Raw genomic sequence first — 26,517 nt, 5'->3', positions numbered from 1 at the left:
AGTCCTAAAACGGTAAAGCTATAAGTTGAAAAAGGCGCTCTGGGAGCGCCTTTTTTATTGGGTCAGATCTTTCTCGGTCGCTTTACGGGTATTGCCGCGGTATAAACCAAAGCCGGCAAAGGCGCGCGGATCTGAAAAGCTGTTGCCATCGGCGTCCTGCCAGGGATATTCGAGGTAGGACGGGGCATCGAACTCAAAGATAAACTCACCCTGCGCCGGGGTTCCCGTCGGAGCGAGCCAGAACAGTGGGCTGGTGCCGACCCGGCCATCTACCAAGGAGCCAGGGGCGCCATCAGCTGATGTGGTGATAGGGTCGATATAGTCCACCACACTCAGCTCCGTTGGCGCGTACTCAGAACATTGGTCCAGACCATGAGTGGTAAACAACGCGCCGTTCCAGTATTCCGCGCGCAAGGCCACCGGTAGATTTTCAGACTCAGGGCCGTAGCTGTTATCGAGCACGAGTCGTCCGTAGCGCAATAGCAGACTGCCACTCAGTGGTACCGCATCGCCGGCAATTGTGGCGAGGGTTGCGTCACCACTCGGGAAGTCCCTGTTGTCCATTTCACTCGCAACTTGTAATCCGACTTCAACTTGCTCAAAAGGACCATCGGGTTGCGCATCGGCACGTCGTGACAGGGTCGCGTTAGTGACCGCTATCAGCAGTTGCCCAGTGGTCCAGGCCGTTGGCAGGGACGCCTGCCAGCGCGTGACAAAATTATCCGTCGGTTGATCGGCTGGGGTGTTACGGGCCACAGATTCCAGCACTGCTGTATTGGCATAATTACTGCCATAGTTCCGTAGTCGCTGACCAGCCAGGGCCTGGGCCTCGACCAAAGCGTCGAGGTTGACCCCGGTGTCGCCCATATAAGAGAAGGTAGTGCAACTATTGGTAAGACTGCTGTTAATCAGGGCAAAATGATGCGGATAGAAGCGTCCCACCGGACTGGCAGGGCGTTCTAAGGCGTCGCCGCCACCTAAGTAATCGTTGCCGGAAAAGGCGGCGCGTAAGTTGACTGTTCCGGCCTCCAGCCAGGTCGCACCTTCAGTCTGGTAAGCGCCGGCGAGGGCGGTGCTGGGTGAGAACGGCTGATTGATGGCCAGTTTACTGCCGTCGGAGCTGGCATCGGCGGGAAGCGGGTAGGCCATGGAGTCAAAGCTCGCAGTCACCGCAACCGGGCTGACTTCATTACCGAAGTTAGGCGTAATAGCGCCTCCAGCATTGCGGCTTAACACGACCATCTTGAATGGCTCGCCCGCTGCCACGAAGCCTGGCCCGCTTGCGGTTGTGGCTGTCCACAGTTGGTCATTCTCATCCAGCGCAACCACTTCGAGTGTGTGCGGCTTAATCACGTAGTCGTTTAAGCTCGAGCCCGTCAGAGTCGTGGTCGGATCAGAAACACTGGCATGTCCGGCGGCGGGCGCTTCATCCAGTTCCAGTCGCGCGTGCATGCTCAGTAGCCCGACATCAGAATAATTATTCGTTAAATTGGCCGCGCCCTGACTGTCAAAGTTCAGGTTCACGCTGGTGTAGCTCAGCGCACTGCCGGCGTCGTTTAATGGCACAGTGTTGCCGTTCACCGTGTAGGTTTGCCCAGGCTGACAGGCGACGGGATTGGTACACTCCACGGCGAGCTCAACGGTCTGCGGGCCACTCACACGTGCCTCGCACGCGCCCGTTGTGGTATTGGTTTCAACGGCCCGGAGTACGCTTGGGAAATCTATGCCGGCATAGTGTCCCGGGATCACGCTTTGGCCATCGGCGTCTGTAATAATAAGACCCGCAGTGGAGAATGTCAGTTCGCAATTGGTTGCCACAGTGCCGTTACTGGTCACGCACTGAGTTGCCGCCACCGGAGCCGGTGAGCTGGCCGGTGCCGAGAGCGTCGCGGTTCCCCCGCTGACCCACTGCAAACCGGCCACACCACTGCCGTTGCTGAAGTTTAGTGTTGCGCTGGCACCGGAGCTACTGGTGACATTGCCACCCTGCCAGGTAGGGCCGCTCGTGCCAGCATTAAGATCCACAGCCACATTGCCGGCATAGAGCTGCGAGCAGCTGGCATCAGCGCAGGCCAGTACTTCAACCACGGCACTGTAGCAGCTGACAATCGACTGTGGGTGGCGAATACGAAGATGGTGGATACTTGAGGTAGGTTCGCAGCCGACCGCCTCTAGTAGCTGGTCCTGAACCTCTGGACTGTAGCTGAAGCTGGTGTTCGCGCCTACGCTAACTGTGCCCGGCGTCAGAATAGCACCCTGATAATTGTTGTTGTTGCCCAGGGTAACGGAGGTCGACGCGTAGGGACTGTAAATAAGTCCATTGAAGTTGACGACCGTATTACTGCCGCCACCTTCGTTGAAATTTCCCAAATCCACGTAGGCGTTCTCGTACAGGTAAACCAGCATGTCACCCACTGGACCATTACTATTGACGAAGATGTTGTTATCACCGATCAAATAGTCGCGCACATACAAGCGCACCTGGCCTTGCGGAACGATATTAATATACGAGTTATTATCAAGGTTTAAGCGCTCGATAAAGTAGTCGCCAGGTGCCAGCTCCGCGGTCGAGTCCTTACCGTCAAAAATGAGCTCTTCAATATAGTAAGTTCCGCCACCGGTAAAGGAAACAAAGGGTGTCGCTTTGCCTTGTTTATTCGTTGAAATGGTGCCGTAACTGCCTGCCTGAATACCCGTAGCGTTGGTTAAATCAGGACCGCCTGTCTGGCCGCTCGGAAAGGTGCTTGGGTTCAGTGGCGGATAGTTTAAGTCTACGGTATCGACCTGGCCCTCTGGCGTCGGGGTATTGCCAGAACCGTCGATTGGATTACCGTTAATCTCCGAGTTATTACCATAATCAAACCCCGACTCACCGATAATGCCATAATCAAAAAGCTCGCTGTACTGATCACATTGGGTGGCGTCAGGCGTGCTTTGTGCTTGTGCTGGCAAACTTGCTGTAGCGAGCAACAAAGCGACGAGGCTACTGGTCAAGCTCGTGGTAAGCAAAGGTATAGACTTACTTAATGGCATCAGCGACCTCGACTAAGATACGTTTGGAATACATCATTGCGCCACCGTCACAGCTTCCTTCAGCAATGATTCTAATGTGTGTGCCGCTGTAGGGACTTGTTAAGTCTAGTTGGTTGCAGCGTACTTGCGCGGTGCACTGGCTCAGACCCGGTGCGGTGAAGCTATAGCTGCGCACGACCGGAGGCTCGCTGGCCACCCGCGCTGGACACACCGAGGGGTCAAAGCCCATGTTGAGCGGATACAGCTCGACCATGATCGCCTGCACACCGCTGCTGGCGGCCAGCTGAGCTCGGCCCCCGAGCACATCACTGGCGACGGCATCGGCGGTATCATTGAGTGAGCGCACTAAGGTCAGGCCCACCAGACTCATCACCAGCAGCACAAATAATGCAATCGCCAGCGCGGCACCCTGTTGCCGCTGGCAGCGGGTAGACTGTGGTAAAGCTAAACGGCTTAAGTTAGGGAACATTCGGTATATGTACCTCGTGCGTGATTTCGACCGCGCTTGCTGACGCCTCCGACGAGCGGAACGCAAGAAAAAGTTTTACCAGGTTGTTTCGTTGCAGCGTAGGTGCCGAGACATGAAATGGTTGCTGCCCCAGACTCAGATCATTCACCACATCCACCGCCATTACCTGCTGACTGGAGGCCGTGATGCTAAGTGCTGCCAAGTCAGGTTGAGCCGGGAGTAAACCGTAATCAGCAAAACGCACCAAGGTTTGGTTGGCGGTATTGACGCACCAACTAACGGGGCTGGCACCGATAAAGAAGGTTCGTGCCGGACTGTCGGTAAAGAAGGTTGCTGGGGTGCCGGTCAGGGTCAGGGTGCTCAGACCTACCTGCGGGGCATCATTGGCGACAGCTGAAACTACTTTACGACGTTGCTGATTGTTTCCGTAAATAAAGTTGGCGCCGGTGGCGTACACCAACACGTAATTGCTGACCATCTGGGCTGACGGCAGGTAAGGCGTGACCACCACCATCGGCTGGCTGCCCCCGGGACCCGGACGGGGCAGGGTCAGGTAGACGTTGCTGCCGAGCATCGGCATATACTCGAGGCAAGCGGCATTGGCCCGGGCGCTGCGTGGCACCGACGAGCGCAGCTCGCGATTCATGCGCTCAATGGCAAAGCGCTGCTCAGCGACCAGCTGGTTACGCTGATTGACCTGCACGACCATGTCCGTGCCAAGGCCCAAAAACCCAAACGAGTAAATCGCCAGCGTCGCCAACAGTAAAATGACGATAATAATTTCAATCAGGGTAAAACCGGACGCTGAACGAGAACCTTGCTGGCGCATTAATAGTTCCCCTTCACATAGGAGAAGACAAAGTCCTGTGACTGAGATGTTGCGAGCGACACGGTCACCCGTTTAAAGGTGGTCACAGCGCTGCTGCAGGTGCCTTGCACATCGCTATAACAGACGCTGATGGCATAGCTGAAGCCGCGATAATCATCGGCGAGGCTGGCGCCTAGCACATCGGCCAAATTGGGCTGCGTAAGTTGTAACTGATGATAGTCGTCAACATCATCAAAGCGATCCCGGGTTTCGCCATCAGGGCCTAAGGTCGTGCTACATGGGGGCGCGCCGGTTTCACCGCAACGCAAGTCCCCGCCGCTTTGTGAGCTGTTTTCGTCAAAAGCCTTGGCCTGAATTTCATCGATAAAAGCCTGCGCCAGGTTCGCCGCGCGCACTTGTAGCACGGGTTCAGCACTGCGAATAGCTTGCGGATAAATAAGAGTAGCAATCAGCGAGAAAGCAAAGGCGAGTACAACCACACCGATAATCAGCTCGATCAGGGTAAAGCCGGTCGTCATTCGGGAGAATTGACCGAATTTAGCGTGATTTGGTTGTCGCATAAGCAAGCTCGATAGTGGTTGCGCAGAGATTATTTTATCGTCAGTTTATCAACAATCTTTAACTTGTTAAGTCAATACTATACTCTTTTTCTAAATTGTGCATCGCAACCTGGGCATGGTCATGAACAAACTGGCAAGTGTAAAGAAATGGCAAGGCTTCTCGGTAATCGAATTAATAGTCGTTATTATTATTCTCGGCATCATGGCAGTCACCGCGGCACCGGTATTTTTGAGTGACGATAACGTCGATGAGAACCTCTTGCGAACTGAGTTGGTGAGCTTGCTGCGGCTGAGTCAGGAGCGTGCCATGCAGGATGTCAGCAACCGCTGTTACGGTCTGACCCTGAGCAACACAGCCATCACGCCCGTTGAGTGCGGCGCCAGTATTAACTCTGAGCGCATCATATCAGTGCCGGCTGGTGTCAGCGTTACCGTATCCTCAACTCTGCCAGCTGCAGCAGCGAGAATTTTATTTAACAGCTGGGGCTGCCCGGTTTCCAGTCAGCATAGCTCGACCGCGGAACCTTGCGGGCAAAGTAGCGTCGAATTTAGTATTGCAGGCGTGGATACCCGCTATGTCTGTGTGCAAAGTCATGGTTACATTCGGACCGGGGCCTGTAGTTGATTTTAAGGGAAAGAATAATGGCGCGGGAATCTGTAGTAAAACCATGCAAAAAATATGCAATAATACACCCAAACTAAGGGGAGCAAGCTTGCTCGAAAGATCTTCAGTTGCTAAAGTTAGCGCGGCTCCCCCCACCAACCAGATAAAATTAAAGACCAGTAAAGGGAATACCCCTGATGTTTAAGAAATTGCGCGGAATTTTTTCCAACGATCTGTCCATCGATTTGGGAACAGCAAACACACTTATTTACGTTAAAGACGAAGGCATTGTTCTCAATGAGCCTTCGGTTGTGGCCATCCGGCAAGAGCGCTCGGGTGGTCCCAAGAGTGTTGCTGCGGTAGGTCAGGCGGCAAAACAAATGCTGGGACGTACACCGGGTAACATTAAAGCAATCCGTCCCATGAAAGATGGTGTTATCGCCGACTTTTATGTCACGGAAAAGATGCTTCAGCACTTTATCAAGAAGGTCCATGACAGCCATTATTTTCGGCCCAGCCCACGGGTCCTGGTCTGTGTTCCTTGTGGCTCGACCCAGGTGGAACGCCGTGCGATTCGTGAATCAGCTTTAGGCGCGGGCGCCCGGGAAGTCTATTTGATTGATGAGCCGATGGCAGCGGCTATCGGTGCTGGTCTGCCGGTCTCAGAAGCCACCGGTTCGATGGTTGTAGACATTGGTGGTGGTACCACGGAAGTCGCTATTATCTCCCTCAATGGTGTGGTGTATTCATCATCGGTACGCATCGGTGGTGATAAATTTGACGAAGCTATCGTCAACTATATCCGGCGTAACTTTGGCTCGTTAATTGGCGAAGCCACTGCTGAACGTATCAAACACGAAATTGGTTCGGCCTTTCCTGGCGATGAAGTCCGCGAAATCGAAGTCCGCGGCCGTAATCTGGCAGAAGGCGTGCCACGCTCCTTTACATTGAACAGCAACGAGATCCTCGAAGCGCTGCAGGAACCTTTGATGGGTATTGTCAGTGCCGTGATGGTTGCTCTGGAACAATCGCCACCAGAACTGGCCTCAGATATCTCCGAGCGCGGCATGGTGTTGACCGGTGGTGGCGCATTATTGCGTGATCTCGATCGCTTGTTGATGGAAGAAACAGGCATCCCAGTCATTATTGCTGACGATCCGTTAACCTGTGTTGCACGTGGTGGCGGTAAAGCCCTGGAAATGATCGATATTCATGGTGGTGACCTGTTTAGCTATGAGTAACACCAAATGAAGTCGCTGTTCGAACACGGCCCTTCATTACGAACACGTTTACTGTTAGCGCTTATTGTTGCTGGCAGTTTGATGTTCCTCGACCACCGGTTGCAAACCATGCAGCCGGTGCGTTCGTTTTTGAGTACCGCAACCGCCCCCGTTCAATATTTGGCTGTTTTGCCTGAAGAAGTCCTCGATCGCCTGGTTTACCTTGCCACTACCCGTTCAGCCCTGCGCGAAGATAATCAACGCTTACGCGATGAATTACTGGAATTGCAAATGGCAGTGCAGCGATTGAATTTTCTGGAGAATGAGAACGCCCGGCTGCGCCAGTTATTAGGCTCGGAAGTGCGCGCGGCGAGCCGGCGCATGGTCGCTGAGGTGGTCGCTGTCGCCACCGACCCGTTCTCTCATCAGGTGGTCATCAATAAAGGCTACGCCAATGGTGTGTACGAGGGCCAACCGGTGCTCGATAATCGCGGTATTGTAGGGCAAGTCAACAGTGTCGGGCGCACCACCGCGCGGGTGCTGCTGATTTCTGATCAAAGCCACGCATTATCCCTGCGCGCTGAGCGTAATGATATCCGCGTGATTGCCAAAGGCGTGGGTGATCTGAATCGCCTGGACATCAGCTTTATTCCCCATAGCACCGAATTGCAGGAAGGCGATGTACTGATGTCATCAGGGCTTGGAGGAGTATTCCCCGAGGGCTATCCAGTGGCCCAGATCACTGAGATCGACCGCGATGAGCGCTTGCAGTACGCGAAGGTGACGGCGACTCCTTTCGCGCAGCTTGATCGCATTCGCACCCTGTTACTCCTGTGGCCGGCGAACGCGACCGAAACTCCGGTATTTGATAACGAGGTGACGGATGTGGATTAAGTCTGGGTTAGTCCCACTATTACTGAGCTATGTCGTCGCCCTGGTGCTGATGGTGATGCCGATCCCCTCATTTCTTGAACCATGGCGGCCTGACTGGGTCAGCCTGGTGTTGATTTACTGGTTGATAGCGATTCCGCACCGGGTCGGTTTTGGTACCGTGCTTATTGTCGGTCTGCTAACGGATATCCTGATGGGGACCACTTTCGGGATCTACGCCACAGCATTTGTATTGATGGCTTACCCAGCATTACGTCATTTTCAGCGCATACGTAACTACTCACTTACTCAGCAGTTGCTGATTGTTGGCGTCCTTATCCTGATTAAACGGGCATTGGTCTACGAATTCGAACATTTATTGAACGATGCGGCATTTAACTGGCCTTACTTTTATCCGGTGGTGTCGTCGGCGATAATATGGCCATGGGTCTTTCTAATCATGCGCCGTTACCGCCGTCGTTATCTGATCCGTTAGATTTTTAGAAGTACTAAAAGGAATTCGTCATGCAGCTCGTGCTTGCCTCAGGTTCACCACGTCGCAATGAATTATTGCAGTTATTGGATCGCCCCTTTCAGGTGGTCCGGCCGCAGGTCCCTGAACAGCAGCAAAGTGGCGAGCACGCCAGGGATTATGTGCTGCGTTTGGCGGCAGAAAAAGCTGAGGCAGGCGCGCAGCTTAGCGGCTCAGATGCCGCGGTGATAGGTGCAGATACCGTGGTTGTTTGCGACAATGAGGTACTCGAGAAGCCAACAGACGAACAGGATTTTAAACGGATGATGGCAAAGCTATCCGGACGCGCGCATCAGGCCCTAACCGGAGTGGCTTTGCACCATAATGGTGCAACTGACCGGGTGTTAGTCTCCACCACCGTCCATTTTAAAATTCTGACGGACGACGATATAAGTGCCTACTGGCAAACCGGTGAACCCCAGGATAAAGCGGGTGGCTATGGTATTCAGGGGCGAGCGGGCAAATTTGTGACGCACATTGAGGGTAGCTACCTGGCGGTTGTGGGTCTACCGTTATATGAGACTGAGCAACTAATCCAAGCAGCGGAGCGTAGCTACGATGAGCGCTGAAATTCTGATGAACGTTACCCCGACGGAAACCCGGGTGGCGTTAATTGAAAACGGTATTTTGCAGGAAATCCATATCGAGCGTCAGGCCAAACGTGGTCTGGTGGGGAATATCTATGTCGGTAAAGTCGCCCGCGTCTTACCCGGAATGCAAGCGGCTTTCGTCGATATTGGTCTGGATAAGGCTGCATTTTTGCATGCTTCTGACATTGTCTCACCACTTTCGGCGGCAGAGGGCGTGGCACCGCGGCCAGAATTAGCACCGGATATCGCTACCCTGGTGCGTCCAGGGCAGCACATTCTGGTGCAGGTTGTGAAAGATCCACTGGGTACCAAAGGTGCCCGCTTAACCACGGATATCACCATCCCTTCGCGCTACATGGTGCTGATGCCCCAATCTCCACATGTCGGTATTTCGCAACGGATCGAAGACGATAGTGAGCGCGAGCGGCTGAAAAAAGCGGCTCAACCTTATTGTGACGAAGAAAGCGGGTTTATCGTGCGCACCGCAGCAGAAGGTGCCAGCGATGAAGAGCTTAAGCACGATGCAGCATTTTTACGGCGCCTGTGGGACACCCTGCAAAAACGCCGTAAAGGAATGCGGAAAATTGGCCTGGTGTACGAAGATCTCAATCTTTCCTGTCGCATCTTACGTGATTTTGTTGGCGACGAAATTGAACGTATACGGGTGGACTCCAAAGTCACCTTTGAGCTCTTGCAGGAGTTCGTCAATCAGTTCATTCCTGAGCTCGCGGAGGCGCTTGAATACTATGCGGGCGAGCGGCCGATTTTTGACATGTTCGATGTCGAAAACGAGGTGCAGCGAGCTCTGGATCGCAAAGTAGAATTAAAGTCAGGCGGTTCGATCATTATTGATCAGACCGAAGCCATGACTACAATTGATATTAATACCGGTGGGTTCGTCGGTCATCGTAACCTTGAAGAAACGATTTTTAATACCAACACGGAAGCGACCCAGGCTATCGCCAGGCAGTTGCGTTTGCGTAACCTCGGCGGAATTATCATTATCGATTTTATCGATATGCAAAACGCTGACCACAAACGCCGTGTGCTGCACAGTCTTGAGCAGGCGCTGGGCAAAGACCGCGCGAAAACCTCGATTAATGGTTTCACCTCGTTGGGGCTGGTAGAAATGACCCGGAAGCGCACACGCGAAAGCCTGGAACATGTACTCTGTTCGGAGTGCCCGGTATGTAGCGGCCGCGGAAGCATGAAAACTGTTGAAACCGTCTGTTATGAAGTGATGCGCGAAATTGTAAGGGTCAACCGCGCCTATGCTGCAGATCACTTCGTGGTGTATGCGTCGGCAGCGGTCACGGAGGCCTTGCTGAATGAAGAATCTCACGCACTTGCTGAACTCGAAGTGTTTATCGGCAAGCAAGTTAAAGTCTCAGTCGAACCACTCTATCATCAAGAGCAGTTCGACGTCGTCATGATGTAATCGGCATGTGGCGGATTTCGGTTAAAGTAGCTTATCGGACCTTACTCTACACTCTGGCGACAGCCCTGGTGTTATTTGCTGTGGTGCTAAGCATACTGCGTTACCTGCTGCCACAGTTGCCTGATGTGACCACCAACGTTGAAGACTTTCTTAGCCGCAATTACGAGGTGCAGGTAACCATCGATGAGCTGGGCGCCGACTGGAATAGCGCCGGGCCACAACTGATCCTGCGTGATATTGCGGTCAGTGAGGTTGCTGGCCAGCAGACCAGCCTTAAGCTTAACGAAGCCCGCGTGATGTTTAATTTCTGGCACAGTTTGCGCTCCTGGTCGGTGCAGTTTGAGCAGGTGACCCTCGCCGATCTCCATGTCACTTACGATTTGCGTGACTCCTCGCTGACCAGTAATACCGGACTCGGTGATCAGTTACCGCGATTTTTTCTTAATCAGTTGGATCAGGTCACCATAGAGAATAGTACCCTCGAGCTGGTAAACCTCGTTGGTGTGCGTCGTGCCATTGTCGTTGATCGCCTGAGCTGGACCAATCAGGGACGCTCGCACCAGGGCATCGGTAGCTTTCGTATCGATGCGCTAGCGAGTAACGCCCTGGATGTGATGATCGAGGTGGAGGGGAACGACCCCGCCGACTTGAACGGCCAGATCTATGTACAAGCTTCAAACCTGGATATTGCCGCCTGGCTGCAGCAGCAAGTGGTAGATTCAAAAGTGCTGCAAGCTGAGTTCAACTTCACCATGTGGCTGAATTTCGCTGCCAGTGATTTCTCTAACGGGATCTTGCAGCTGGGTCGCAACGAGTTGCACTGGCAGGTCGCCGAGCGCAAACATCAGTTGGTTATCCCGAAAGGCCTACTGCGTCTGCGGCCACAGGATAACGGTTGGCTGGTGAATAATAATCCTATCACTTTCGTGCAAGACAAAACCACCTGGACCCTACCTACGGTGAGTTGGCTGCAGACTCCTGACAGGTTTGCCTTGAGTGCCGAAGACGTGCCCGTGGCCCCGCTTGTGCAATTGACCAGTTTAGCTGGCAGCAAGGGCCAGCGCTTTGCCGATGCGGTCCAGAAAAGTGAGTTACAAGGACGGCTTAACTTGAGTCTGGAACAGCAGCTGCAACAGCCTCTGCACTGGCATTTGCGCGCGCATCAGGTGAGCTGGAAACAGACCCAGGGCGCTCCGGGCCTGAATCAAGTCGCTCTGGAAGCCATTGGCCGCGGCTCCGATGCCCGCTGGCTGCTGACTGGTGCTGATGTGGCGCTGCATAGTGACGCGCTAAGTGACACGAGACCCTGGCAGTTACAGGATTTGCATCTGGGGGGGGATTTTCGCTGGCAGCAAGGTCAATGGGACTTGTCCGTCGCAGAGGGCAGTCACGCCGATCTGGTCGGGCTACCACTGGCCGTGCGCGCCCAAATCCGGCAACGTGAGCAGCTTGAGATTGAAGCCAGGGTGCACGACACCGGCGAGAACTTGATTCCGGCAGCGACGTTACGGGATTACCTACCGACGGTGATGGGTGCCAAACTCCACGATTATCTGCAGACCGCACTTATCGAAGGCAGCGCCGAAGATTTAGCGATGGTCTGGCGCGGCACGCTGACAGACTTCCCTTACCAGCAGCCGAGCGGTCGGTTTCAGGCTCAGGCGAACATTCGCGATCTGGTCTATCGCTTCCAACCCAACTGGCCTGCGGTTACCGATGCCAAAGCGCGGGTGAATTTCACCAACCAGCGCATGCACATTGTGACGACGGACGGCAAGCTCGGGGAAATGCGTCTGGCTCGGGTAGACACGTTAATTCCAGACGTTCTTGCACGGCCCCCCAGCCTTGAGATAAGTGGTGATATCGGGGGTGATGGCGCAGGCTTGCAACCCGTTTTTGCGGCAAGTCCGATGGCGTCGAGCCTTGGCGAAACGTTTAGCGAACTTCAGTTGAGCGGACCCATAACAGGTGAATTGCAGTTAACCATTCCACTTGATGACTCTAAGTCCGTCGTTGCGGAGGGGGTTGCAACGCTCGCTGACAACCAACTTTTTGTCCGCAGTCTGCAGCAGCAATTTACCGGAGTCAGTGGCGATATCGCGTTTCGTAACGACGTGATTGAGGCCGAGCAACTGCAGTTTCTGTGGCAACAGTTGCCTGTTACCGCAGATCTGAATGCGCAAGCGCGTGCGGATGACTATCACGTGCGCTTGAAGACCTCAGGAAACTGGTCAATGGCGGCGCTGAATGAGCGTAACCCGGCTACCGCAGCGATTGCCGCAGGTGAGCTGATATGGCAGGGGCAACTGGCACTCTCGTTACCGAACACGGGTGGCTACTCATTCCACTGGACGCAACAATCGGACTTGCGTGAGCTGGCTCTGGATCTACCGCAGCCACTTCACACCACCGTGGGCGAATCGCTGCCATGGCAATTGCAGGTTTCCGGCGGACCGGAGAGTCTGTTAATCAATAGTAGCTTAGGCGACGCCAGCCTGATTGAGTTGCAGTACAACGGGGATGCGAGTGAATTGCAGCAGGGCTACGCCCGCATAGGTGATCGCGTAAACGAGACGCCGAATCCAGACTTGCTTGGCTTAAATCCGCGCTTTCCGCTTGAGATCGGCCTGACCGAGATGGATGCCAGTTTATGGCTGCGCAAAGTTGTGGGTATCGGACAATGGCTGGAGATCAGCATGGCCGGTGACAGCGGTGCAGTTGCTGATGAATCTGATTCGGCCATCGCTGCACCTGTTCCTGATTTGATAGAACTTCGTGCAGATCGGCTGACGCTCGCGGGTCATGAACTGACTGATAATGCGATCGTCGCCTGGCGGCAGCAGGATCCGAACGAAACTTCGGTGGTGGATACCTGGCGCTTCCGCTGGCGCGCAGAGCAAGCAGCGCTAGCCGGTGGATATTGGCCAGAGTCTGAAGATCAAGCTGCGCAACTGCAGATTGAAGCCGACTACCTTGAACTTGATGTCGTTCCTCCAGCCGCCGATGAACAAGTGGTCACGGAAGTGCAGGAGGCGCAGGACTACAGCTTATGGCCGAAGATTGAGTTTGATTGTAAACGTTGCCGTTATGGTGCGTACCAGCTCGGTGAAGTAGCATTTGAACTCAGTCCCAGCGCAGCTGAACTCAGCTTTGAGAATATCTCTATCAAGCAGGGCCAGCATCAGTTGCAAGCGGGTCTCGATTGGCTGGTAGCCACCGATCAGCGCGCCGCGCAAACCCGTCTGCAAGGAAGTTTTTCGAGCTCCGATCTGGGCGCTTTTCTGGATGATTACGAGATCACTTCAATCATACAGGACAGTCCCGCTGACTTTGACTTCCAACTCAGTTGGCAGGGCAGTCCGGATGAGTTTGATGTGCAGAGTTTAGACGGCGAGATGGACTGGCGACTGGGCAAAGGCTATTTAAATGATGTCAGCGATGGCGGCGCACGGCTGTTTTCCTTGTTAAGTCTGGATAGTATTGTGCGAAAATTACGTTTCGATTTTCGTGATATCTTTGCCAATGGGCTGTTTTTTACGGAATTTGCCGGAAGCTTCACCATTGACGACGGCGTCGTCACCACCCGTAATGCTAAAATGGATGGCTCTGCCGGCGATATGGAGATCAGTGGCACCAGTAATTTGGTAACAGAAGCCATCGACTATCAGTTATTTTATGTGCCTAAGGTCACCTCAAGTTTACCCGTTATTTTGGCCTGGATGGTGAATCCACCGTCTGGCTTAGCCGCCTTATTAATCGATCAGATGCTGCAGGATGCGCAGGTGATTAGCCGACTTGAATATAAAATTACCGGCACCATTGACGAACCGGTGGTGAAAGAAGTATCCCGTGACAGTCGCGAAGTCACCATTCCCGTAGATGAACTACCGCAGGAGGAAGGCAATGACAGCAACCAAAATAGTGCAGCTGACAGCAGTACAAATGACCAGTCAGCCGGATCCTCAGGACAACCTCAAAATCATTGAGCAGGTGCTGACGCAACTCCCCCCCGCGCGTCCGCAACTCGTAGTTCTGCCGGAGGCTTGCTTGTGCTTTGGCGCTGGTGACAAACGTCAGCGGGAGCGGGCGGAAGTTTTTGGTAGCGGGGAGTTGCAAGAACGGCTGGCAAAACTGGCCCGGCAACACAGCATTTATTTGTTGGCGGGAACCGTCCCTATTATCGATGGTCAGAGCGATGACAAGTTTAGCGCCGCTTCGTTGCTCTATGGCCCGGACGGTGGCTGCCTGGCGCGTTACAACAAAATCCATTTATTTGATGTCGATGTTGCCGATTCAACCAAAGAGTATCGCGAATCCGCCTGGACTCATCCGGGCCAGGAGATCGTGACCGTCGCCACTGAATTCGGCGTGTTGGGTTTAGCGGTATGTTATGATGTGCGCTTTCCGGAATTGTTTCGTGCGTTGCGCGCGGCTGGTGCCGAGGTGATTGCCTTACCATCAGCTTTCACAAAAGTGACCGGCGCGGCGCATTGGGAAGTGTTAACCCGAGCCCGAGCCATCGAACAACAGTGCGCATTGGTCGCAGGCGCTCAGGTCGGCACTCATGCCAACGGTCGCGAAACCTATGGACACGCTCTGGTGATTGATGGCTGGGGCAAAGTTTTAAGCGCTTGTGACGGACAACAAAGCCCGTGCCTAAGCAGCGCCAGCGTTGACCTGAGTCAGCTCGGCGACATTCGTAAAAATATTCCTGTGGCAAAACACTTTGCCAGTAGTAAGAAGGTAATCCATGAGTCATCACAATCAGGTCATTGAACATTTACTGACAGCGAACGATCTCGACGTTGCTGCGCTGCAGCAACGCTTAGGGAGTCTCTACACAGGCTCGATTGACTACGCAGATATCTATTTACAGCACAGCACTAACGAGTCCTGGGTGCTGGAAGACGGCATCGTTAAGTCGGGCAGCTTTCATATTGAAAGCGGGCTAGGCGTGCGCGCCTTACACGAAGAGAAAACCGGCTTTGCTTATGCGGATGAAATCACCGCTGCCGCACTCACGCAAGCTGCCAGCGCGGCACGGGGAATTGCCACTGCCGGGCAAGCCAAAACTGTGCAGGTTCCTGCGGCCGTCACGGCCACAGCGCGTTATCAGCCGAGCAATCCATTGGCAAGCTTAAACGAAGCAGCCAAGATCGACCTGCTGCGCGAAATTGACGCTTACGCGCGCGCTCTGGATAAGCGCGTGGTTGAGGTCATCGCCAGTGTCAGCGGTAGCTATGATGAGGTTTTAGTAATCGCAACCGACGGCACCTTAGCCACTGACGTACGCCCTTTGGTACGCGTCAATTGTACCGTACTGGCAGAGCAAGATGGCCGGCGCGAGCGCGGCAGTGCAGGCGGCGGTGCCCGAGTGGATTATCAGTACTTTTTCAATGCCGAGGACCAGGAAACCTTGCCGCGCTGGCAGAGTTATGCCAAAGAGGCTGTACGTCAGGCCATCGTCAATCTTGACGCGCGTCCGGCTCCAGCTGGCACCATGCCAGTGGTGCTTGGTGCAGGTTGGCCCGGGGTGCTATTGCATGAAGCGGTCGGCCACGGCTTAGAGGGCGACTTCAACCGCAAGGGGGCTTCAGCTTACTCTGGCAAAATCGGTGAAAGCGTTGCGTCCGAACTTTGCACCATTGTTGATGACGGTACCCTGGCCAATCGCCGCGGCTCGTTAAGTATTGACGATGAAGGCACTCCTGGTGGCTACAACGTTCTCATCGAAAAAGGCCGTCTGGTGGGCTACATGCAGGACAAAATGAATGCCCGGCTAATGGGTGTTGCAGCAACCGGTAATGGTCGCCGAGAGTCCTATGCTCATTTGCCTATGCCACGCATGACCAACACTTACATGCTTGGCGGCGAAGCAAATCCTGCGGATATTATTGCCAGCGTCAAACGTGGCATTTATGCACCGCAGTTTGCCGGCGGACAAGTGGATATTACTTCCGGCAAATTCGTGTTTTCAGCTTCGGAAGCGTACTTGATTGAAGACGGTAAAATTACCGCGCCGCTGAAAGGGGCGACTTTAATTGGTAATGGCCCTGATGCCATGCGCCAGGTCTCCATGGTCGGTAACGACCTGACACTGGATACCGGCGTGGGCGTTTGTGGCAAGGATGGGCAAAGCTTACCCGTAGGGGTAGGGCAGCCCACACTGAAGCTGGACGCCCTTACCGTAGGTGGCACCGATTAAGCGGTGGCCACCTCGCGCAAATACTTAAACAGCTCGCGCGCCGCCGCTGGCGGTTTGCCCTGTTGCTGTTGTTTTTGCGCTTGCCGGTAAAGCTGGCGTAGCTTTTGCCGGTCAGCAAGAGGGTAGTCGGTCAGGAATTCCTGAATCGCGCTATCCCCATCAGCAAGTATCTCATCACGGTACTTTTCCAGCTGATGAAATAATGCATTTTGCTCGTGATGCGCATGTTCGAGTTCGTCAAGCGCCTGCTCAATCGGCGCCGTATCGCGATGGCGCATCATTTTACCAATGTGTTGCAGTTGTCGACGGAAGCCTTCGCGTTTATTACGAATGCGCTGAGCCAGCTGAATTGCATCAAGTAATTCCGCGTCGAGTGGCATTTTATCGAGCTTGCCGGCGGACAGGTCGACAAGCTGCCGACCGAGTTCTTGCTGCGCTTCTGCTTCACGTTTGAGTTGTGATTTACTGACGAAATCGTCGTCTTGGTCGTAGTCTTTGCTATCGTGCATGGTTTTTCCTCTGTGCAATGGCAGCATTTTAACAGGCTAGTGAGCAAGCAACCAATGGAGTTTACTTTGAAACCAGATCTAAATGAATTACAGGCCGAGCTTGTTGATGTGAAACAAGCGGTCGCCGAAGCCCTGGATTATGGCAAAAGCCTGGGTTCCACTGCGATGGAGTGCGCGCTAACGCGCAGCCGCGGAATTAGCGTAGAGACCCGTTTGGGCGAAGTTGAGACCGTGGAGTTCAACCAGGACGGAGCCTTGGGTATTACCTTGTATCAGGGCCAGCAAAAAGGTTCTGCCTCGACCACTGATTTGTCGCCGCAGGCGATTCGCGCCAGTGTTGAAAAAGCTTTCGATATTGCCCGCTTTACCTCACCCGATCCAGATGCGGGTCTGGCCCCGCAGGAACTGATGGCTTATGACGCTCCGGATCTTGATCTGTGTCATCCGGGCGATCAGTCGGCGGATTATGCGCTTGAGCAAGCATTGCAATGCGAGCGGCACGCGCTCGCTCTGGATAAGCGTATCGTTAACTCTGACGGTGCCAGTTACAGCAGCCACATTGGCTATCGGGTGTACGGTAACAGTCATGGCTTTCTGGATGGGTACCTGCAATCACGGCACGCGATTAGCTGTGCGCTGATCGCCAAGCATGGTGACGCCATGCAACGCGACTATGCTTACACTGTGGCACGTAAAACTTCTGATCTGCAGTCTCCGGAGCAGGTCGCCGAAGATGCCGTCCATGAAACTGTGGCGCGTCTGGAAGCCCGCAAGATTGATACGGCCAAAGTGCCGGTGATTTTCCGTGCGGATATTGCCAATAGTTTATTCGGTCACTTTGTCGGTGCGATTAGCGGCGGTAATCTTTACCGTAAGTCCAGTTTTTTGCTCGATCAGCTGGGTAAACCTGTGTTGCCGGAATGGCTGACCATCGAGGAAAAGCCTCACCTGCAAGGTGCACTGGCGAGTTCGCCATTTGATCATGAGGGCGTGGCGACCCAAGACCGCGTGATCGTTGAAAATGGGGTACTGCAGAGCTACTTATTAACCAGCTACGCAGCCCGCAAAATGAAAATGACGCCTACCGGGCACGCAGGTGGCATTCACACCTGGCAGCTGACCCAGCAGGATCAGAGCCTGGCAGAGCTTTGCAAAACCATGGGCACAGGGCTGTTGGTGACGGAGTTGATGGGGCAGGGCGTAAACCTGGTGAACGGCGATTACTCGCGCGGCGCGGCAGGTTTCTGGGTTGAAAACGGCGAAATTCAGTATCCGGTCGAAGAAATCACCATCGCGGGTAATCTGCGCGATATGCTGCGTAACATTGTGGCCATTGGCAATGACACCGACCGGCGTCACGGCGTACGGACCGGGTCGGTGCTGTTAGAAAGCATGCGCGTCGCGGGTAACTAAGCGCCCGCACTGTCTTCAACTAAACTTTCGTTAACTAAGTAACAGAGTTGCAGTGCCAAGGAAGGCAAAAATACCCACAACATCGGTCACGGTGGTCAGTATGACCCCGCCGGCCAGGGCTGGGTCGATATTGTATTTTTTCAATATCAGCGGTACCGTGACCCCCGCCAGGCCTGCGGCCAGCAGGTTCGCCATCATCGCGAAGGCGATAATGCCACCTATGACCAGATCCTGCTTCCAGATGGCAACCACTGCTGCAATCAAGAGCGCCCAGATCACACCGTTTAACGCACCAATTGCGAGTTCTTTACCGATCAACCAGCGTTGGTTACTGGCGCCGACATGGCCAAGGGCCATACCGCGTATCACCAGGGTCAGAGTCTGCGACCCGGCAATACCGCCCATACTTGGAACTATGGTGTTTAAAATCGCCAGTATGGCCATTTGCGCAAGAATATCTTCAAACATTGAACTGACTGCTGCCGCCAGCAGCGCAGTAATTAAGTTGACACCTAACCAGACCGAGCGCCGGCGAGTACTTTTCAGGACCGGTGCGAAGGTATCCTCATCATCATCAAGACCCGCCATACTCAGCATCGAGTGCTGTGCATCTTCACGGATAATATCGACCACGTCATCGATGGTAATACGGCCGAGCAGGTGGTTTTCGGTATCAACGACGGGGGCGGATATCCAGTCCTGGCGCTCAAACAGCTTGGCGACCTCGGTTTCATCCATATCGACCGCAATCCCCTGCACGTCAGATTCCATCACGTCACTCACCAGCTTGGCTGGGTCGACCGTGACCAGACGGGAAATGGAGATCTCTCCAATGAACTGGTCATCGCGACTGACGACATACAGCTTGTCCGTTGCCTCGGGCAACTCACCCTTTAATCTCAGGTAGCGTAAAACGACGTCGATAGTGACGTCAGGGCGCAGCGTGATGGTATCCGTGTTCATCATTGAACCGGCAGTTTCGTCCTCGTAAGAGAGCGCTTTTTCTGCGCGATGCCGGTCTTGTTCGTCCATCGACTTCAGAACTTCCTGATAAACCTGCTCGGGCAGGCCACGAAGTACATAGGCCAGGTCATCCGTATCCATGCCTTCGGTAGCGGCGGCCAGTTTTTCCGGCGCCATCTGGCGAATAACGGATTTTTGAACTTCTTCAGAGAGTTCTTCGAGGATATCACCGTGCTCGTCGGCATCGACCAGCTGCCAGATGATGGCACGGGCTTTTGGCGGTGAGGATTCGAGCAGGAGCGCGACATCCCAGGCCGGCAGGTTATGCAATTGCCGACGGGCTTGCACGTACATGCCACGCGCAAGTGCTTCGGTCACGTCTTGTAGCCGTTGTTCGGCAAATTCTTTTTCAGCGACTTCTGGAAGCATGATGAAAACTCCTATGAATATGAGGAGTTTATCGCATTAAAGGAATTTCGTCATGCCTTCTTCGCTAGCTGTCTTCTTCAAAACGGGCTTCGATGAGACTGGCGACCGCGTCAACGGCAGTCTGAGCTTCACTGCCACGGGCGATGACCTCGATCTCTTTGCCTTGACCGCTGGCAAGCAGTAGCAGGCACAAAACGCTGGAGGCATCGACCTCTTTACCGTCTTGCACAATGGCGACTTTCGCGTCGAACTGTTGTGTGAGTTTGGCTAGTTTGGTGGCAGCACGGGCGTGCAGGCCTAACTTGTTTTTGATGATGACAGATTTACGGGCTTCAGTGGTCATTGGCGGCGGAATCCTTCACGATGGCGAACCTGAACTTTGAATTCATGGTCGGCAAAGCGTTCTGCCAGCTGTTCAGCGATATACACGGAACGGTGCTGACCGCCAGTGCAGCCAATACCAATGGTCAGGTAGCTGCGGTTACTCCGCTGGAAATAAGGTAACCAGGTAGCTAGAAAGGTTTCCACCTGATGCACAAACTTGGTCACCAGAGGCTGTTGGGCAAAGAAATGCTGTACCGCTGGGTCGTTGCCCGTCAGCGGTTTTAATTCTGGCTCCCAATGCGGATTAGGCAGAATACGGGTGTCAAATGCATAGTCCAGATCCGGCGGTAAACCATATTTAAAACCAAAGGACTGGAAGACCACAATGAGTCGTGATGCTGCGCGACCGAGTACGCGCTCGCTGACCTGCTCACTCAGCTGATGAACACTGAGGTCGCTGCTTTCGATACGCCAGGTGGCACGCTCAGCGAGCGGTTCGAGTAACTTTGATTCGGTCTGAAGCGCCTCACTTAAGGGCATTTCATTGCGCGACAGGGGGTGCAACCGGCGTGTTTCACCGAATCGACGCAGTAACACCTGGTCATTGGAGTCGAGGTACAGAATTTCTGGCTTGATGTTGTCAGGAAGAAAATCGAGAGCATCACTCAGGTCGTCATGTGAGCCGGGTAAGTTTCTGACGTCGACACTGACCGCGACGTTCGCATATTGCTCCTGGATAGCATGCACCAGGGTGGGCAATAGCATAATAGGTAAGTTATCGACACAGTAGTAGCCGAGATCTTCTAAAACCCTTAACGCAATGGTCTTCCCTGATCCCGAACGGCCGGTAACGATAATCAGCTGCATAACTTAGCCACTACCGTTGTCGGTAAATAAATCGAACAATTCCTTATCGCTGCTCGCCTCACGCAGTGCGCGGGTGCAGGACTTGTCGTTCAGACGCTGCGCCACAGCCGCAAGAGTCTGTAAATGTTGCTCATGCTCTTCTTCAGGAACCAGCAATGCAAAAACGATATCAACGGGCTGGTTGTCAATGGCGTCGAAATCGATTCCATCAGCAAGGGTCATCAATACCGCGACGGGTTTGTTGGCCGTGCCTAAACGCCCATGGGGAATGGCGACGCCTAGCCCGATACCGGTGCTACCAAGGCGTTCGCGATTGAGCAAGCTCTCGAAAACATCAAAACTTGTGGTTCCGGATAAACGCGGCGCGGCCAGCTGACCGATGAGTTCGAGAACTTTCTTTTTACTTGTGCCCGCGACTGCACAACGGGTGCAGTCCGGGCTTAACAGTGAGGATAAATCCATGATTTAGTGACGTTTCATCTTTTCTTTGTGTTTAATCACTTGACGGTCGAGCTTATTAATTAAGCCATCGATCGCCGCGTACATATCTTCATGTTCTGAATCGGCGTAAATTTCGCCACCACTGACATGCAGCGTAGCTTCCGCTTTTTGGGTTAACTTTTCAACATTTAAAATCACATGGACATTACTAATGTGGTCAAAATGACGCTCTAGCTTCGCAAACTTGGTATTGACGTAATCTCTCAACGCGTCAGTAATCTCAATATGATGACCAGTCAGATTAATTTGCATAACATCTTCCTTCTATTGTCCAAGATTTAAATAAGACGCTTGCGCTGGTTCGAGGGCGGTATTTGGAGCGCCTCCCGATATTTGGCAATCGTCCTTCTAGCAACCTGAATCCCTTGGTCCGACATCAGCTCAGTCAGTTTACTGTCGCTTAGCGGCTTCTTCGGGTTTTCGGCGGCGACTAGCTTTTTCAGCAACGCCCGGATAGCGGTTGAAGAACAGTCCTCACCACCATCAGTGCTGAGTTGGCTCGAGAAAAAGTACTTCAATTCAAACACACCGCGAGGCGTATGCATATACTTTTGGGAAGTTACTCTGGATACGGTGGATTCATGCATTTCGATGGCAGCGGCGATGTCCGCGAGCACCATAGGTTTCATCGCCTCTTCACCAAGCTCAAAAAAGGCCTGTTGGCGTTGCACAATCGAAGTCGCGACTTTTAACAGGGTTTCATTGCGGCTTTCGATACTGCGAATAAACCATTTTGCTTCCTGTAAGTGCTGGCGAATGTAGCTCATATCGTCGCTTTGTTTGGCATCCTGTATTAGTGCTGCGTAACTGCTATTTACTTTTAGTTTAGGCAAACTTTGCGGATTTAGCTCAACTATCCAGCGACTATTTTTTTTGTGCACGACCACATCGGGTATCACGTACGCATCATCGTTTTGCTCAAAGCGGTCGCCGGGATGGGGTTGCAGCTGCTGAACAATAGCAAGCACCTCAGTTAACTGAGTTTCGTTCAATTTCAGATATTTGCACAGCGATCGGTAATCCCGCTGTCCTAGCAATTCCACGTAGTTAGCAACAGCTTTGCGTGCCTGGCTTAAATACGGCATCTGTTCTGGAAATTGTTGCAGTTGCAGCAACAGGCATTCACTGACATCACGGGCGCCAACGCCAACCGGATCAAATTGCTGAATGCGTTTGAGCACCACGGCGACTTCGTCGTCTTCAACAGGTTCTTGCAACTGGGAGTTGAGCCCTTGGGTCAGCTCGTCGACGGATTGGGTCAGATATCCTGCTGCGTTGATGGCGTCGATAATAGCCAGGCCGATCTGTTCATCTACGGGAGAGAAGTGAGAGAGTTGTAACTGCCAGCGCAGGTGGTCATGCAGGGTTTCCTTACCACAGCCAAACACCATGGCGTCATAGTCCGCATCGTTTTGGCCGACTGCGCCCATCAATTCCGCGGTATAATTCTGGTCCCACTCGTGATTGTCATCGCTGAGGGCTTCTTCATCGTGGTCGCGCAGCGGCTCCTCGATCTCATCCTGCTCCAGCAAAGGGTTTTCTTCGAGGGCCTGCTGAACTTCTTGCTGCAATTCGAAGCTGGAAAGCTGAAGCAAGCGGATAGCCTGCTGCAACTGAGGAGTCATCGACAGTTGCTGGCTAAATTTAAGTTGCAAGCCTTGCTTCATAGGGTAACCACCGAAAGTTGCGGTTGATCGTCTACAGCGTAAATTGATCGCCTAGGTAAACGTCTTTTACCTGTTGGTTACTTAAAATAGTATGGGCGTCACCTTCGGCAATCAACTCCCCATGGCTAACTATATACGCATGCTCACATACGGATAAGGTTTCACGGACGTTATGGTCAGTGATCAGCACGCCGATGCCGCGTTTACGCAAATGCTCAATAATCTTTTTAATGTCGATAACTGAAATAGGATCAACACCGGCAAAAGGCTCATCGAGCAAAATAAAAGCGGGTTCGGCCGCTAAGGCCCGGGCAATTTCAACCCGGCGGCGTTCGCCTCCAGAGAGGCTCATGCCAAGACTGTTCGCAATGTGGCCAACATGGAACTCTTCCAGTAACGCATCGACTTTTTCTTCGCGCGCATTAGCATCCAGCTCTTTGCGGGTTTCCAGAATCGCCATGATATTGTCGCGCACGGTCAGCTTACGAAAGATCGACGACTCCTGTGGCAGGTAGCCAATACCTTTGCGCGCCCGCTCATGCATCGGCAGCAGGGAGATATCCTGATCATCGAGCAGGATACGTCCTTTGTCATGACCCACGAGTCCGACAATCATATAAAAGGTCGTGGTTTTGCCGGCGCCGTTGGGGCCAAGTAGTCCAATGACCTTACCCGATTCAACGGTCAGGCTGACGTCTTTAACGACCTCACGTTTCTTGTAGGATTTAGCGAGGTGCTCAGCGATTAATTGGCTCATTATCGTTCTTATTTTTAGGCTTGAAAATGGTAGTGACTCGGTCACTTTCGTCGTCGCCACGGCGAGCGCGGAGCTGCTGATTTGCGAAGTCGTAAACGATCTCGTTACCTTGAATCTCGCTGTTCGCCTGGGTGACTTTGACATTACCAAGCAAAGTCAGCGTCTCAGCGTTCTCGTCGTAGCGAATGATTTCCGCCTCAGCACGAATCAAGTTACCGTCCTCCAGCTCCTGCTGGTAGGTCGCGGGTGCGCCTTCGGCGGTAAAGGTACGCACGCCGTTTTCACCCTGTTGTGAAACCTCAAGATGGTCGGCGGTAATACGCAAGGTTCCCTGGGTGATCACTGCATTGTCTTCGAATACGGCAATTTTGTTTTGAATGTCGAACCATTCGCGTTCGGAGTCAACCTTGATGTCTTGTTCAAAGTCCGCTTTTCCCTGAGCTGCAACCGTCGGGCTGAAAAGGGCCGCAGCGAGCAGCACCAGGGCGGCACTGAAAAACTGTTTAGCGATTGCGACTGTAGGTAGTTTGTACATGCTCATTCAATTCCAAGGTCTCGGCGCGGAGGTCAGCAATCATGCCGTTGCCGCGCACTATAAAATTTTTACCAAAAATCGTCACAGGCTGGTCGGTGATCATGGTCTCAGCCAAGGTGTCGATAGTTAAATAACTCGTCTCAACTCGTTCCAGATAATCGTCTGCGGCGAGGTGCGTCACCACGATGTTCCGTTCCAGCACCAGGGTTTTATCATCATAAAAAGAGCCCTGTTCAGCCACCACTTGCCAGGTTTCCTGCTGGCCATCGGGGCGAACCTGATACACTGGGTTATCTAGCTCCGTCAATCCAATTGGACTGTAATGCGTCATTTTGGTTGCATTAATCCGATGCTCAAGCTGTCCACTGCTATTGTACACTCGAGTGGCCAGCCCTTCAGCAATAAAGTCCGGTGGAATTTCCCGAAACTGAGGGTCAGTTGCAATAATCTCGTCGCTGGAGAATGGCCGCCAAATCAACAAGGCGCCCAAGAAAAACAAAATGGCCAGAATCCAGCTCAGCTGACGGTTCATACACTGACCCCACCGTGCAACTGCAAGCGTCCCTGACTGAGCAGGATGAGATCGCTCAACTCACGGACGGCGCCAAACCCGCCGCGCATGCTGGTGACATAATCCGCCTGCTGCTGCACCCAGGGGTGAGCATCCTGCGGCGCAACCCCGACCCCGGCACGCTGCAGCATCACCACATCGGGGATATCATCGCCAATGCTGGCAATGTGCTGATCTTCGAGCTGGTAACGCTCGGCCAATTCAGAATAGACCTTGAGCTTTTCGGTGGTACCTTGATAGATATCTGTAACGCCGAGCGCCTGCATCCGCTGATCCACAATTTTTGATTGCCGGCCCGTCACCACAGCAACGCGGATACCACTGTTGAGCAGTGCTTTTACGCCGAGGCCGTCGCGGGTGTGAAAAGCTTTCAGCTCTTCACCGTTGTTCCCCAGATAAATCCGGCCGTCAGAAAATACACCATCGATGTCACAGACGACCAGTTGAATCGCGCTGAGACGGTTAAACAGAGATTCACTGATATCTCCATACCAGGTGCTGATGGTGGTCAAATTCATCACATAACTCCCGCTTTCAGTAAGTCGTGCATGTTCAGAGCCCCGAGCGGCTGGCCGTTAGAATCAACCGCGAATAAACCGTTAATCTTGCGGTCTTCCATGAGTTTCAGGCCTTCTGCGGCAAGCACATCCGCGCGGATCGTTATTGGCTTTGCTGTCATGACGTCAGCAATACGAGCCTGATGGACATCGACTTTTTGGTCAAGGATGCGACGCAGGTCGCCGTCCGTAAAGACCCCAATCAATTTGCCTTGGGTGTCAGTCACTCCAGTCATCCCCAGACCTTTGCGGGACATCTCCAGTAACGCATCACTTAAGGATGCGGACTCTGCGACCAACGGCATACGTTCTGCGCTGTGCATGACATCGTGAATATGCAGCAGCAGGCGTCGGCCGAGACTGCCGCCTGGGTGTGACATGGCGAAGTCATCAGCGGTGAAGCCACGGGCATGCAATAAGGCTACCGCTAGTGCATCACCCATCGCCAGGGTCGCGGTGGTTGACGAGGTCGGCGCCAGACCTAGCGGGCAGGCCTCTTGTTTAACAGCAATACAGACGTGGACATCGGCCAACTCGGCAAGCGTCGAGTGCGGGTTTCCGGTCATACTGATCAAGTGTGCTCCGCGACGTTTAATTAGCGGCGCTATACTCAACACTTCAGCGGTTTCACCTGAGTTCGACAGGGCCAGCACCACATCCGCTGCAGTGATCATCCCTAAGTCGCCGTGACTGGCTTCGCCCGGATGAACAAAGAACGCCGGCGTACCGGTGGAGGCAAAGGTCGCGGCAATCTTGCCGCCGATGTGACCAGACTTGCCCATACCAATCACGATTACTCTGCCCTTGCAGGCGAGTAAGTACTCACATGCCTGAGTGAAATTTGCGTCAAGAAAACGCTTCAGGTCACTGACCGATTGCGCTTCAATATCCAGCACGCTGGCGGCTAAAGAGATAAAAGAGTCGGTTTTGGCAGCAGTCATAGCAAACCTTTCATTGCCGAAAAAATGAGGAATGTTGCAATCATAACCGATCGATTCTGTAAATGCAGACGTAATAGCGCTTTGACACATGATTTGTCACAAAATTTACCACCGCACGCTAGGGAAAAGTCCC

Annotated in this window: 26 protein-coding genes; 10 read left to right on the top strand and 16 right to left on the bottom strand. The window is 53.4% G+C overall.

What is annotated here, in order from left to right; all coding sequences use genetic code 11:
• Positions 1-54: 54 nt before the first annotated feature.
• Genes J6J34_RS02105 through J6J34_RS02090 form a run of 4 tightly spaced genes read right to left on the bottom strand, consistent with a single transcriptional unit; the run spans position 55 to position 4,891 of the window.
• A complete protein-coding gene (locus J6J34_RS02105) occupies positions 55-3,033 on the bottom strand; it encodes a DUF6701 domain-containing protein (RefSeq protein ID WP_301898420.1) in 2,979 nt (992 codons plus the stop codon).
• Positions 3,020-3,502 (bottom strand): pilus assembly PilX family protein, encoded by a 483-nt coding sequence (locus tag J6J34_RS02100; protein WP_301719390.1) that lies wholly within the window; start codon positions 3,500-3,502, stop codon positions 3,020-3,022. The genes J6J34_RS02105 and J6J34_RS02100 overlap by 14 nt, the downstream gene beginning before the upstream one ends.
• Positions 3,492-4,331 (bottom strand): prepilin-type N-terminal cleavage/methylation domain-containing protein, encoded by an 840-nt coding sequence (locus tag J6J34_RS02095; RefSeq protein ID WP_301719391.1) that lies wholly within the window; start codon positions 4,329-4,331, stop codon positions 3,492-3,494. Before J6J34_RS02095 ends, J6J34_RS02100 begins: the two co-directional genes overlap by 11 nt.
• Positions 4,331-4,891, bottom strand: a complete 561-nt coding sequence (locus J6J34_RS02090; protein ID WP_301719394.1) for a type IV pilus modification PilV family protein — start codon at positions 4,889-4,891, stop codon at positions 4,331-4,333. The genes J6J34_RS02095 and J6J34_RS02090 overlap by 1 nt, the downstream gene beginning before the upstream one ends.
• 115 nt (positions 4,892-5,006) lie before the next feature.
• Here J6J34_RS02090 and J6J34_RS02085 point away from each other — a divergent pair, with 115 nt between their 5' ends.
• The 9 genes from J6J34_RS02085 to tldD all read left to right on the top strand — a co-directional run bounded on the left by J6J34_RS02085 (position 5,007) and on the right by tldD (position 16,350).
• Positions 5,007-5,516 carry a prepilin-type N-terminal cleavage/methylation domain-containing protein gene (locus tag J6J34_RS02085; protein WP_301898419.1) on the top strand — a complete coding sequence of 170 codons (510 nt, stop codon included), beginning with the start codon at positions 5,007-5,009 and terminating at the stop codon, positions 5,514-5,516.
• A 176-nt stretch (positions 5,517-5,692) separates the two neighbouring features.
• On the top strand, positions 5,693-6,736 hold the full coding sequence (locus J6J34_RS02080; protein WP_126763616.1) for a rod shape-determining protein: 1,044 nt from the start codon (positions 5,693-5,695) through the stop codon (positions 6,734-6,736).
• 6 nt (positions 6,737-6,742) lie between these two features.
• Entirely contained in the window at positions 6,743-7,609 is an 867-nt protein-coding gene (gene mreC, locus J6J34_RS02075) for a rod shape-determining protein MreC (RefSeq protein ID WP_301719399.1), read from the top strand.
• Positions 7,599-8,081, top strand: a complete 483-nt coding sequence (gene mreD / locus J6J34_RS02070; protein WP_301719401.1) for a rod shape-determining protein MreD — start codon at positions 7,599-7,601, stop codon at positions 8,079-8,081. Before mreC ends, mreD begins: the two co-directional genes overlap by 11 nt.
• 29 nt (positions 8,082-8,110) lie before the next feature.
• The gene (locus tag J6J34_RS02065) at positions 8,111-8,686 is read left to right on the top strand and encodes a Maf family protein (RefSeq protein ID WP_301719402.1); all 576 of its coding nucleotides are present in this window, start codon (positions 8,111-8,113) and stop codon (positions 8,684-8,686) included.
• A complete protein-coding gene (rng, locus tag J6J34_RS02060; RefSeq protein ID WP_301719403.1) occupies positions 8,676-10,145 on the top strand; it encodes a ribonuclease G in 1,470 nt (489 codons plus the stop codon). The genes J6J34_RS02065 and rng overlap by 11 nt, the downstream gene beginning before the upstream one ends.
• Positions 10,146-10,150: 5 nt before the next feature.
• Entirely contained in the window at positions 10,151-14,131 is a 3,981-nt protein-coding gene (locus J6J34_RS02055; RefSeq protein WP_301719404.1) for a YhdP family protein, read from the top strand.
• Positions 14,049-14,921 carry a carbon-nitrogen hydrolase family protein gene (locus tag J6J34_RS02050; protein ID WP_301719405.1) on the top strand — a complete coding sequence of 291 codons (873 nt, stop codon included), beginning with the start codon at positions 14,049-14,051 and terminating at the stop codon, positions 14,919-14,921. The genes J6J34_RS02055 and J6J34_RS02050 overlap by 83 nt, the downstream gene beginning before the upstream one ends.
• Positions 14,896-16,350 carry a metalloprotease TldD gene (tldD, locus tag J6J34_RS02045; RefSeq protein WP_301719406.1) on the top strand — a complete coding sequence of 485 codons (1,455 nt, stop codon included), beginning with the start codon at positions 14,896-14,898 and terminating at the stop codon, positions 16,348-16,350. The genes J6J34_RS02050 and tldD overlap by 26 nt, the downstream gene beginning before the upstream one ends.
• Here tldD and yjgA read toward each other — a convergent pair.
• Complete coding sequence (gene yjgA / locus J6J34_RS02040) at positions 16,347-16,859, bottom strand: ribosome biogenesis factor YjgA (protein ID WP_301719407.1); 513 nt, start codon at positions 16,857-16,859, stop codon at positions 16,347-16,349. The two genes, tldD and yjgA, sit on opposite strands and share 4 nt — an antisense overlap.
• 54 nt (positions 16,860-16,913) lie before the next feature.
• Here yjgA and pmbA point away from each other — a divergent pair, with 54 nt between their 5' ends.
• A complete protein-coding gene (pmbA, locus tag J6J34_RS02035) occupies positions 16,914-18,272 on the top strand; it encodes a metalloprotease PmbA (RefSeq protein WP_301719408.1) in 1,359 nt (452 codons plus the stop codon).
• 30 nt (positions 18,273-18,302) lie between these two features.
• Here the strand turns inward: pmbA and mgtE are convergent, their stop codons facing one another.
• From mgtE to J6J34_RS01980, 11 genes are all read right to left on the bottom strand, one after another.
• Positions 18,303-19,664, bottom strand: coding sequence for a magnesium transporter (gene mgtE, locus J6J34_RS02030; RefSeq protein WP_301719409.1), 1,362 nt, complete (start codon positions 19,662-19,664; stop codon positions 18,303-18,305).
• A 64-nt stretch (positions 19,665-19,728) separates the two neighbouring features.
• On the bottom strand, positions 19,729-20,007 hold the full coding sequence (locus tag J6J34_RS02025; protein ID WP_301719410.1) for an HPr family phosphocarrier protein: 279 nt from the start codon (positions 20,005-20,007) through the stop codon (positions 19,729-19,731).
• Positions 20,004-20,855 carry an RNase adapter RapZ gene (gene rapZ / locus J6J34_RS02020; RefSeq protein ID WP_301719411.1) on the bottom strand — a complete coding sequence of 284 codons (852 nt, stop codon included), beginning with the start codon at positions 20,853-20,855 and terminating at the stop codon, positions 20,004-20,006. The genes J6J34_RS02025 and rapZ overlap by 4 nt, the downstream gene beginning before the upstream one ends.
• A gap of 3 nt (positions 20,856-20,858) precedes the next feature.
• Positions 20,859-21,317, bottom strand: a complete 459-nt coding sequence (ptsN, locus tag J6J34_RS02015) for a PTS IIA-like nitrogen regulatory protein PtsN (RefSeq protein ID WP_301719412.1) — start codon at positions 21,315-21,317, stop codon at positions 20,859-20,861.
• Positions 21,318-21,320: 3 nt separating this feature from the next.
• Positions 21,321-21,608, bottom strand: coding sequence for a ribosome hibernation promoting factor (hpf, locus tag J6J34_RS02010; protein ID WP_301719413.1), 288 nt, complete (start codon positions 21,606-21,608; stop codon positions 21,321-21,323).
• A gap of 26 nt (positions 21,609-21,634) precedes the next feature.
• Positions 21,635-23,023 (bottom strand): RNA polymerase factor sigma-54, encoded by a 1,389-nt coding sequence (locus J6J34_RS02005; protein ID WP_301719414.1) that lies wholly within the window; start codon positions 23,021-23,023, stop codon positions 21,635-21,637.
• A gap of 31 nt (positions 23,024-23,054) precedes the next feature.
• Positions 23,055-23,780: an LPS export ABC transporter ATP-binding protein gene (lptB, locus tag J6J34_RS02000; protein ID WP_301719415.1), complete on the bottom strand. Its 726-nt coding sequence runs from the start codon at positions 23,778-23,780 to the stop codon at positions 23,055-23,057.
• Positions 23,761-24,315: a lipopolysaccharide transport periplasmic protein LptA gene (gene lptA / locus J6J34_RS01995; protein ID WP_301719417.1), complete on the bottom strand. Its 555-nt coding sequence runs from the start codon at positions 24,313-24,315 to the stop codon at positions 23,761-23,763. The genes lptB and lptA overlap by 20 nt, the downstream gene beginning before the upstream one ends.
• On the bottom strand, positions 24,284-24,847 hold the full coding sequence (gene lptC, locus J6J34_RS01990) for an LPS export ABC transporter periplasmic protein LptC (RefSeq protein WP_301719418.1): 564 nt from the start codon (positions 24,845-24,847) through the stop codon (positions 24,284-24,286). Before lptC ends, lptA begins: the two co-directional genes overlap by 32 nt.
• The gene (gene kdsC / locus J6J34_RS01985; protein WP_301719419.1) at positions 24,844-25,404 is read right to left on the bottom strand and encodes a 3-deoxy-manno-octulosonate-8-phosphatase KdsC; all 561 of its coding nucleotides are present in this window, start codon (positions 25,402-25,404) and stop codon (positions 24,844-24,846) included. The genes lptC and kdsC overlap by 4 nt, the downstream gene beginning before the upstream one ends.
• A complete protein-coding gene (locus tag J6J34_RS01980; RefSeq protein WP_301719420.1) occupies positions 25,404-26,384 on the bottom strand; it encodes a KpsF/GutQ family sugar-phosphate isomerase in 981 nt (326 codons plus the stop codon). The genes kdsC and J6J34_RS01980 overlap by 1 nt, the downstream gene beginning before the upstream one ends.
• Positions 26,385-26,517: the final 133 nt, after the last annotated feature.

The organism is Pseudidiomarina terrestris, from assembly GCF_030466405.1.
GTDB classification, from domain to species: domain Bacteria; phylum Pseudomonadota; class Gammaproteobacteria; order Enterobacterales; family Alteromonadaceae; genus Pseudidiomarina; species Pseudidiomarina terrestris.
Note: the sequence above shows the minus strand (reverse complement) of the source record. Positions and strands in the feature narration are given on the sequence as shown.

Coding starts and splice junctions, on each gene's coding strand:
- rapZ (WP_301719411.1), bottom strand. CDS start 20,855: ATGCAGCTGATTATCGTTACCGGCCGTTCGGGATCAGGGAAGACCATT.
- J6J34_RS02055 (WP_301719404.1), top strand. CDS start 10,151: ATGTGGCGGATTTCGGTTAAAGTAGCTTATCGGACCTTACTCTACACT.
- J6J34_RS02105 (WP_301898420.1), bottom strand. CDS start 3,033: ATGCCATTAAGTAAGTCTATACCTTTGCTTACCACGAGCTTGACCAGT.
- J6J34_RS02065 (WP_301719402.1), top strand. CDS start 8,111: ATGCAGCTCGTGCTTGCCTCAGGTTCACCACGTCGCAATGAATTATTG.
- ptsN (WP_301719412.1), bottom strand. CDS start 21,317: ATGGATTTATCCTCACTGTTAAGCCCGGACTGCACCCGTTGTGCAGTC.
- J6J34_RS02005 (WP_301719414.1), bottom strand. CDS start 23,023: ATGAAGCAAGGCTTGCAACTTAAATTTAGCCAGCAACTGTCGATGACT.
- J6J34_RS01980 (WP_301719420.1), bottom strand. CDS start 26,384: ATGACTGCTGCCAAAACCGACTCTTTTATCTCTTTAGCCGCCAGCGTG.
- J6J34_RS02090 (WP_301719394.1), bottom strand. CDS start 4,891: ATGCGACAACCAAATCACGCTAAATTCGGTCAATTCTCCCGAATGACG.
- pmbA (WP_301719408.1), top strand. CDS start 16,914: ATGGAGTTTACTTTGAAACCAGATCTAAATGAATTACAGGCCGAGCTT.
- lptC (WP_301719418.1), bottom strand. CDS start 24,847: ATGAACCGTCAGCTGAGCTGGATTCTGGCCATTTTGTTTTTCTTGGGC.
- kdsC (WP_301719419.1), bottom strand. CDS start 25,404: ATGAATTTGACCACCATCAGCACCTGGTATGGAGATATCAGTGAATCT.
- mreC (WP_301719399.1), top strand. CDS start 6,743: ATGAAGTCGCTGTTCGAACACGGCCCTTCATTACGAACACGTTTACTG.
- lptA (WP_301719417.1), bottom strand. CDS start 24,315: ATGTACAAACTACCTACAGTCGCAATCGCTAAACAGTTTTTCAGTGCC.
- J6J34_RS02100 (WP_301719390.1), bottom strand. CDS start 3,502: ATGTTCCCTAACTTAAGCCGTTTAGCTTTACCACAGTCTACCCGCTGC.
- mgtE (WP_301719409.1), bottom strand. CDS start 19,664: ATGCTTCCAGAAGTCGCTGAAAAAGAATTTGCCGAACAACGGCTACAA.
- rng (WP_301719403.1), top strand. CDS start 8,676: ATGAGCGCTGAAATTCTGATGAACGTTACCCCGACGGAAACCCGGGTG.
- J6J34_RS02080 (WP_126763616.1), top strand. CDS start 5,693: ATGTTTAAGAAATTGCGCGGAATTTTTTCCAACGATCTGTCCATCGAT.
- tldD (WP_301719406.1), top strand. CDS start 14,896: ATGAGTCATCACAATCAGGTCATTGAACATTTACTGACAGCGAACGAT.
- J6J34_RS02050 (WP_301719405.1), top strand. CDS start 14,049: ATGACAGCAACCAAAATAGTGCAGCTGACAGCAGTACAAATGACCAGT.
- J6J34_RS02085 (WP_301898419.1), top strand. CDS start 5,007: ATGGTCATGAACAAACTGGCAAGTGTAAAGAAATGGCAAGGCTTCTCG.
- yjgA (WP_301719407.1), bottom strand. CDS start 16,859: ATGCACGATAGCAAAGACTACGACCAAGACGACGATTTCGTCAGTAAA.
- J6J34_RS02025 (WP_301719410.1), bottom strand. CDS start 20,007: ATGACCACTGAAGCCCGTAAATCTGTCATCATCAAAAACAAGTTAGGC.
- mreD (WP_301719401.1), top strand. CDS start 7,599: ATGTGGATTAAGTCTGGGTTAGTCCCACTATTACTGAGCTATGTCGTC.
- hpf (WP_301719413.1), bottom strand. CDS start 21,608: ATGCAAATTAATCTGACTGGTCATCATATTGAGATTACTGACGCGTTG.
- lptB (WP_301719415.1), bottom strand. CDS start 23,780: ATGAGCCAATTAATCGCTGAGCACCTCGCTAAATCCTACAAGAAACGT.
- J6J34_RS02095 (WP_301719391.1), bottom strand. CDS start 4,331: ATGCGCCAGCAAGGTTCTCGTTCAGCGTCCGGTTTTACCCTGATTGAA.